At 28.9% G+C, this 4,680-nt stretch carries 7 protein-coding genes; 3 read left to right on the top strand and 4 right to left on the bottom strand.

Annotated elements, in window-relative coordinates; genetic code table 11:
• Positions 1-134: 134 nt before the first annotated feature.
• A complete protein-coding gene (locus ABWO04_RS09825; RefSeq protein WP_353079539.1) occupies positions 135-740 on the bottom strand; it encodes a spermidine synthase in 606 nt (201 codons plus the stop codon).
• Between the two features lie 114 nt (positions 741-854).
• Here ABWO04_RS09825 and ABWO04_RS09820 point away from each other — a divergent pair, with 114 nt between their 5' ends.
• Positions 855-1,406, top strand: coding sequence for a 1-acyl-sn-glycerol-3-phosphate acyltransferase (locus ABWO04_RS09820; protein WP_353079538.1), 552 nt, complete (start codon positions 855-857; stop codon positions 1,404-1,406).
• On the opposite strand, the gene ABWO04_RS09815 is transcribed toward ABWO04_RS09820, so the two are convergent.
• The gene (locus ABWO04_RS09815; RefSeq protein ID WP_353079537.1) at positions 1,403-1,852 is read right to left on the bottom strand and encodes a helix-turn-helix domain-containing protein; all 450 of its coding nucleotides are present in this window, start codon (positions 1,850-1,852) and stop codon (positions 1,403-1,405) included. The genes ABWO04_RS09820 and ABWO04_RS09815 overlap by 4 nt on opposite strands.
• A 249-nt stretch (positions 1,853-2,101) precedes the next feature.
• On the opposite strand from ABWO04_RS09815, the gene ABWO04_RS09810 reads away from it, so the two are divergent.
• On the top strand, positions 2,102-3,238 hold the full coding sequence (locus tag ABWO04_RS09810) for a M14 family metallopeptidase (RefSeq protein WP_353079536.1): 1,137 nt from the start codon (positions 2,102-2,104) through the stop codon (positions 3,236-3,238).
• A gap of 27 nt (positions 3,239-3,265) precedes the next feature.
• Positions 3,266-3,745 (top strand): Lrp/AsnC family transcriptional regulator, encoded by a 480-nt coding sequence (locus tag ABWO04_RS09805; RefSeq protein WP_353079535.1) that lies wholly within the window; start codon positions 3,266-3,268, stop codon positions 3,743-3,745.
• A 63-nt stretch (positions 3,746-3,808) separates the two neighbouring features.
• On the opposite strand, the gene ABWO04_RS09800 is transcribed toward ABWO04_RS09805, so the two are convergent.
• Both ABWO04_RS09800 and ABWO04_RS09795 read right to left on the bottom strand, forming a co-directional pair.
• On the bottom strand, positions 3,809-4,192 hold the full coding sequence (locus ABWO04_RS09800; protein WP_353079534.1) for a DNA primase: 384 nt from the start codon (positions 4,190-4,192) through the stop codon (positions 3,809-3,811).
• Positions 4,193-4,278: 86 nt separating this feature from the next.
• Positions 4,279-4,680, bottom strand: a 402-nt coding sequence (locus ABWO04_RS09795) for a deoxyhypusine synthase family protein (protein WP_353079533.1), incomplete at its 5' end; no start/stop codon positions are given.

The raw sequence follows: 4,680 nt of genomic DNA, 5'->3' as shown, positions 1-4,680 counted from the left end.
TTATTCCAAATGGATTGGATATTTACTATGCGCTTTCGAATGGGATTTACTTTTAAAAGCGGCTTGTCTGTTTTGGTAATATTTCCCAATAATAGTTTTCTTAAAAAATGTTTCATATTGTATGGGTTGAAATTTTATATACTTTTAATTAAAATTACATCATTATATTTTTCAATGTTCTTTAGCACTTTTGTTTCGTATAAATTTGAATCAAAATGCGACAGATAGGCTTCTGTTTTTGAAAGATTATTTTTATATAAATGCATCGTATTAAATAAGATATACCCGTTTTTATTAAGTAATTGTTTACAATTAGTAATGAAGCTTTCTTGAAATAAAAACTCAGGCATATCGGTATCTTTAAAAATATCAATAATTAGTAAATCGTATTGGTTTTTATCTGTTTTTACAAATTGTTCTGCATCTTGAATAAAACATTTAAAATTGCTAATTTTATCTAAACCGAAATACGAATTGGCAATATGTATAATTTCTGAATCCAATTCTATGCCAGTAATTTTTTTGGAAAACGAAAAGTCATTAACCAACGTTTGCACAACGCTTCCGCCTGCCACACCCAAAATTAATATCGATTCCATTCTATTTATTTCAGCTGCACCAATTTCTAAAAGTCCTTTTTTTAATATTGACTGCAAACTTCCGAAAGAATAATTGGTGTTTTTGGTGTTTAGTAGCATTTTTCCATTATATAAAGTCACTTCAATTGACTTGCTAATCATTGAAGTTTCCTTATAAATTGTGATAGGATAGAAGTAGCTGAGTATTTTTTTAAACATCATCATATAAATTACGTAAATATACTTTATTTTTGCTTTTTCTCAAAATGTAAAAGAATGAAACATTCTCTATATAGACTACTGTTTTTTAAAATAATGGGCTGGAAAGTCAAGGGTGATTTTGACGCCTCTATAAAAAAATGCGTACTAATTGTAGTGCCTCACACCAGTTGGTTTGATTTTTTTATTGGTGTTTTTTTCAGAGGAACCTATCCTGTAGAAATTAATTTTTTAGCCAAACAAGAATTGTTTCGTTTTCCGTTAGGCGGTTATTTAAAATGGATGGGCGGCATTCCTCTAAATAGAAATAAGTCAGAAAATAAGGTAGAAGCCATTGCTAAAATATTTGATACAAAAGACGTCTTGCGTTTGTCGTTGTCTCCAGAAGGCACTAGAAAAAAGGTAACACAATGGAAATCTGGGTATTATTATATCGCTCAAAAAGCAAATGTGCCAATAATTCCTATTGCGTTTGATTATGAAAACAAACAAGTAATTGTTTTTGATGCTTTCACAATAACTAACGATTTTGAGAAAGATTCATTTTACTTAGAATCTTTATTTACAAATATCAAAGGAAAAGTACCTGCTTATAGTTATACCCGTTAAGGCGTGTAATTCTTAAACGTTCCATCGTTATAAAACACTACAATTCGTTCTATTTTTGACTCCGAATGTATCGGTTTGACTTCGGTTTCAATTTTTGGCGTATTTGATTTTTTTTCAGGAAGAGTTTCAAATAGGGTAGTTTTTTGAGAAAACAAATCAATTTCTTGTTCTGTTTTTTCTTCAGACGAAACAGTTAATTTTTCATTAGAACCCATTTCTCCTTTTGGAAAACTTCCTTTTCCATTTAGCAACCACAATAATTCTACTTCAGGAAAATTTTCAATTACTTTTAATATAAAATCTAAACTCGGTTTGTTTCTCCCAGAAAGTAGGTGAGAGATACTTGATCGTTGTACATTAATTTTATCTGCAAAAAGTGAGGCTGTTAATCCATAATATTCAAAAATGGTTTCTAATCGTTTTACGAAGTGGTCTGTATTTATCATCCGAATTAAAATAAAAATATTGTTTACAAATGTAACATATTTTTATTAAAATACAGTACCATACCGTTAATTTAAGTATAAATAACGATTAATTATACAAATATATAGTTTATATAATAGTATTTAAGTAACTGAAATTAAGTAATTTAAATTAATGTTTTAATATATGTTTACACTTGTAAAATTTAACCTGAAAAAAATTGCCTATTTCAGTTTCATTTGGTAGTTTTTGTTGTTTACAAATGTAAAATGAAATATATTTACATTTGTAATATGAAAGATAATTTACAATTAGCCACCGAATATCTGTACGAATCGATTCAAGGAAGATACGTAACAGCTACTCATTTAGATTCTTTTTTAGAAACCTTGCCTTCTACTTTTAAGATTTCAACCGTTGGGTTTTCTGTAAAACAGCAACCTATAAAAGCAATTCAATTTGGAGAAGGAAAGGTTAAGATTTTGATTTGGTCGCAAATGCACGGGAATGAAAGTACTACAACAAAAGGTCTGATTGATTATTTAAACTTTTTACATCATAACGAAAATGAGTTTGAAACCCTTTCAAAATTAGTTACTTTTTATATTATACCGATATTAAATCCAGACGGCGCAGCAGCTTATACAAGAGAAAATGCCAATGGCGTAGATTTAAACAGAGATGCTTTTGAATGCACACAACCTGAAAGCAAGGTATTGCGAAAAGTCTTAGAAACGTTTACTCCTGATTATTGTTTTAATCTACACGACCAACGCACTATATTTGGATTAGTTGAGAGTCAGAAACCTGCAACGATGTCGTTTCTAACGGCATCCTATAACGAAGCACGTACATTAAATTCGGTTCGAGAAAAAGCTGCCGCTGTAATTGTTGATATTAATAACGAATTACAGAAATATATTCCTAATCAAGTAGGAAGATTTGATGATTCCTTTAATATAAATTGTACAGGAGATTATTTTACGAGTAGGGGATTTCCTACTATTTTATTTGAAGCGGGACATTATACCAATGACTATAATAGAGACGAGGTTAGAAAACTTGTTTTTATCGCTATAAAAGCTGCAATTTCATTTATTAACGAAAACGATATAGTTAGCAACGATTTGGATAATTATTTGAATATTTATCAAAATAATAAATGTTTTTATGATTTTATTTTTAAAAATGTGAAAATTAATGATAATAATGTAGAAAAAAATATTAAATTTGCAGTTCAATATAAGGAAGTTTTAAAGGGTAATGATATAGTATTTATTCCTGAAATTATTCAGATTGAAAATTTAGACACTTTTTTTGCACATCAAACCATTGATTTTGAAAATAAATTGTATGAATATGAAAATCGAAACTTTCCTAAAATTGGCGACATTATAAAAGTTTAGTATATAAAAGATAAAAACAGATTGATTATGAGTAAGTTTAGATTAGATGAAGTAGATCACCAGATTTTAGATATGTTAATTGACAATACTAGAATCCCTTTTACAGATATTGCTAAAAAATTATTAATATCTGCTGGTACGGTGCACGTTAGAGTAAAAAAGATGGAAGATGCGGGTATTATTCAAGGTTCTTCATTAACTTTAGATTATGAGAAATTGGGCTATTCATTCATAGCTTATGTAGGTATATTTTTAAATAGTACGTCTCAAACAAAATTTGTTTTAGAACGTATTAATGAGATTCCGTTTGTAACTGTAGCATCTGTAACTACTGGAAAATTTAATATTTTCTGTAAAATTAGAGCTAAAGATACTGCAAATGCAAAAGACATTATTTTTCAAATTGATGATATTGATGGGGTTTACAGAACCGAAACTATGATTTCATTAGAAGAAAGCATTAACGATAAAAAACGTTTGATGCATACGATTTTTAAAGAAATGTAATAGTTAGAATTATAAAAAAATCCCGTTTAATTACTAAACGGGATTTTTTTATGCCTTTATTTTCTATTCTTCATCGTCATCATCATCTGAATCTGATTTTATTTTATTTCCATCGGCATCTTCTTCATCGTCCAATTCAATTTTTTCTTCCTCTTCCTCATCCTCGTCATCTTCAATACCTAAATCTTTAATGGCATCTATACTTACTTCTGGCGTAATAAAGTCTTCTTCTTCATCAAAATTTTCAATTCTGTCGGCTAATTTCATGCTAACTTTTACTAGATAAATAGTATCTTCTGTTTTTACTTCAACAGCTTCAATAGTCTCATTTTTAGCATTTTTGAATCGAATAATATCCGAATCATCATATCCATCAGGAAATTTTTCAACCAATAAGTTTAAAATCTCGTTTGTTAATTTTGCGTACTCTACAATTACTCTTTTCATTTTTTGTTTGCCTTAATCAATTTTAATTGTCAAATTTAATATTGTAATTTTAAAATTTAAATTTTTTTAAAACTTTTTTTTTCTTATTACCAACCCAAGATATAGGCAAAGATTAGAGGTGTCACTATAGTTGCGTCTGATTCTACAATAAATTTTGGTGTATCAACATCTAATTTACCCCAAGTAATTTTTTCATTTGGAACGGCTCCAGAATATGATCCATAACTTGTAGTTGAATCTGAAATCTGACAGAAATAACTCCAAAATGGTACATCATGCATTTCCATGTCTTGATATAACATTGGTACAACACAAATAGGGAAATCTCCTGCAATTCCTCCACCAACTTGGAAAAATCCAATTCCTTTACCTGCGCAATTTTTTGGATACCAATCTGCCAACCACATCATGTATTCAATACCGCTTTTAGTAGTTGATGCTTTAAATTCTCCTTTGATGCAGTAAGATGCAAAAATATTACCCATAGT

The sequence above is a fragment of the Flavobacterium sp. genome, from assembly GCF_040382755.1.
Classification (GTDB): Bacteria; Bacteroidota; Bacteroidia; order Flavobacteriales; family Flavobacteriaceae; genus Flavobacterium.
Note: the sequence above shows the minus strand (reverse complement) of the source record. Positions and strands in the feature narration are given on the sequence as shown.

What these genes read in the sequence shown, in the direction of transcription:
- ABWO04_RS09825 (WP_353079539.1), bottom strand. Translation starts at nt 740, where the DNA reads ATGATTAGCAAGTCAATTGAAGTGACTTTATATAATGGAAAAATGCTA.
- ABWO04_RS09810 (WP_353079536.1), top strand. Translation starts at nt 2,102, where the DNA reads ATGAAATATATTTACATTTGTAATATGAAAGATAATTTACAATTAGCC.
- ABWO04_RS09800 (WP_353079534.1), bottom strand. Translation starts at nt 4,192, where the DNA reads ATGAAAAGAGTAATTGTAGAGTACGCAAAATTAACAAACGAGATTTTA.
- ABWO04_RS09815 (WP_353079537.1), bottom strand. Translation starts at nt 1,852, where the DNA reads ATGATAAATACAGACCACTTCGTAAAACGATTAGAAACCATTTTTGAA.
- ABWO04_RS09805 (WP_353079535.1), top strand. Translation starts at nt 3,266, where the DNA reads ATGAGTAAGTTTAGATTAGATGAAGTAGATCACCAGATTTTAGATATG.
- ABWO04_RS09820 (WP_353079538.1), top strand. Translation starts at nt 855, where the DNA reads ATGAAACATTCTCTATATAGACTACTGTTTTTTAAAATAATGGGCTGG.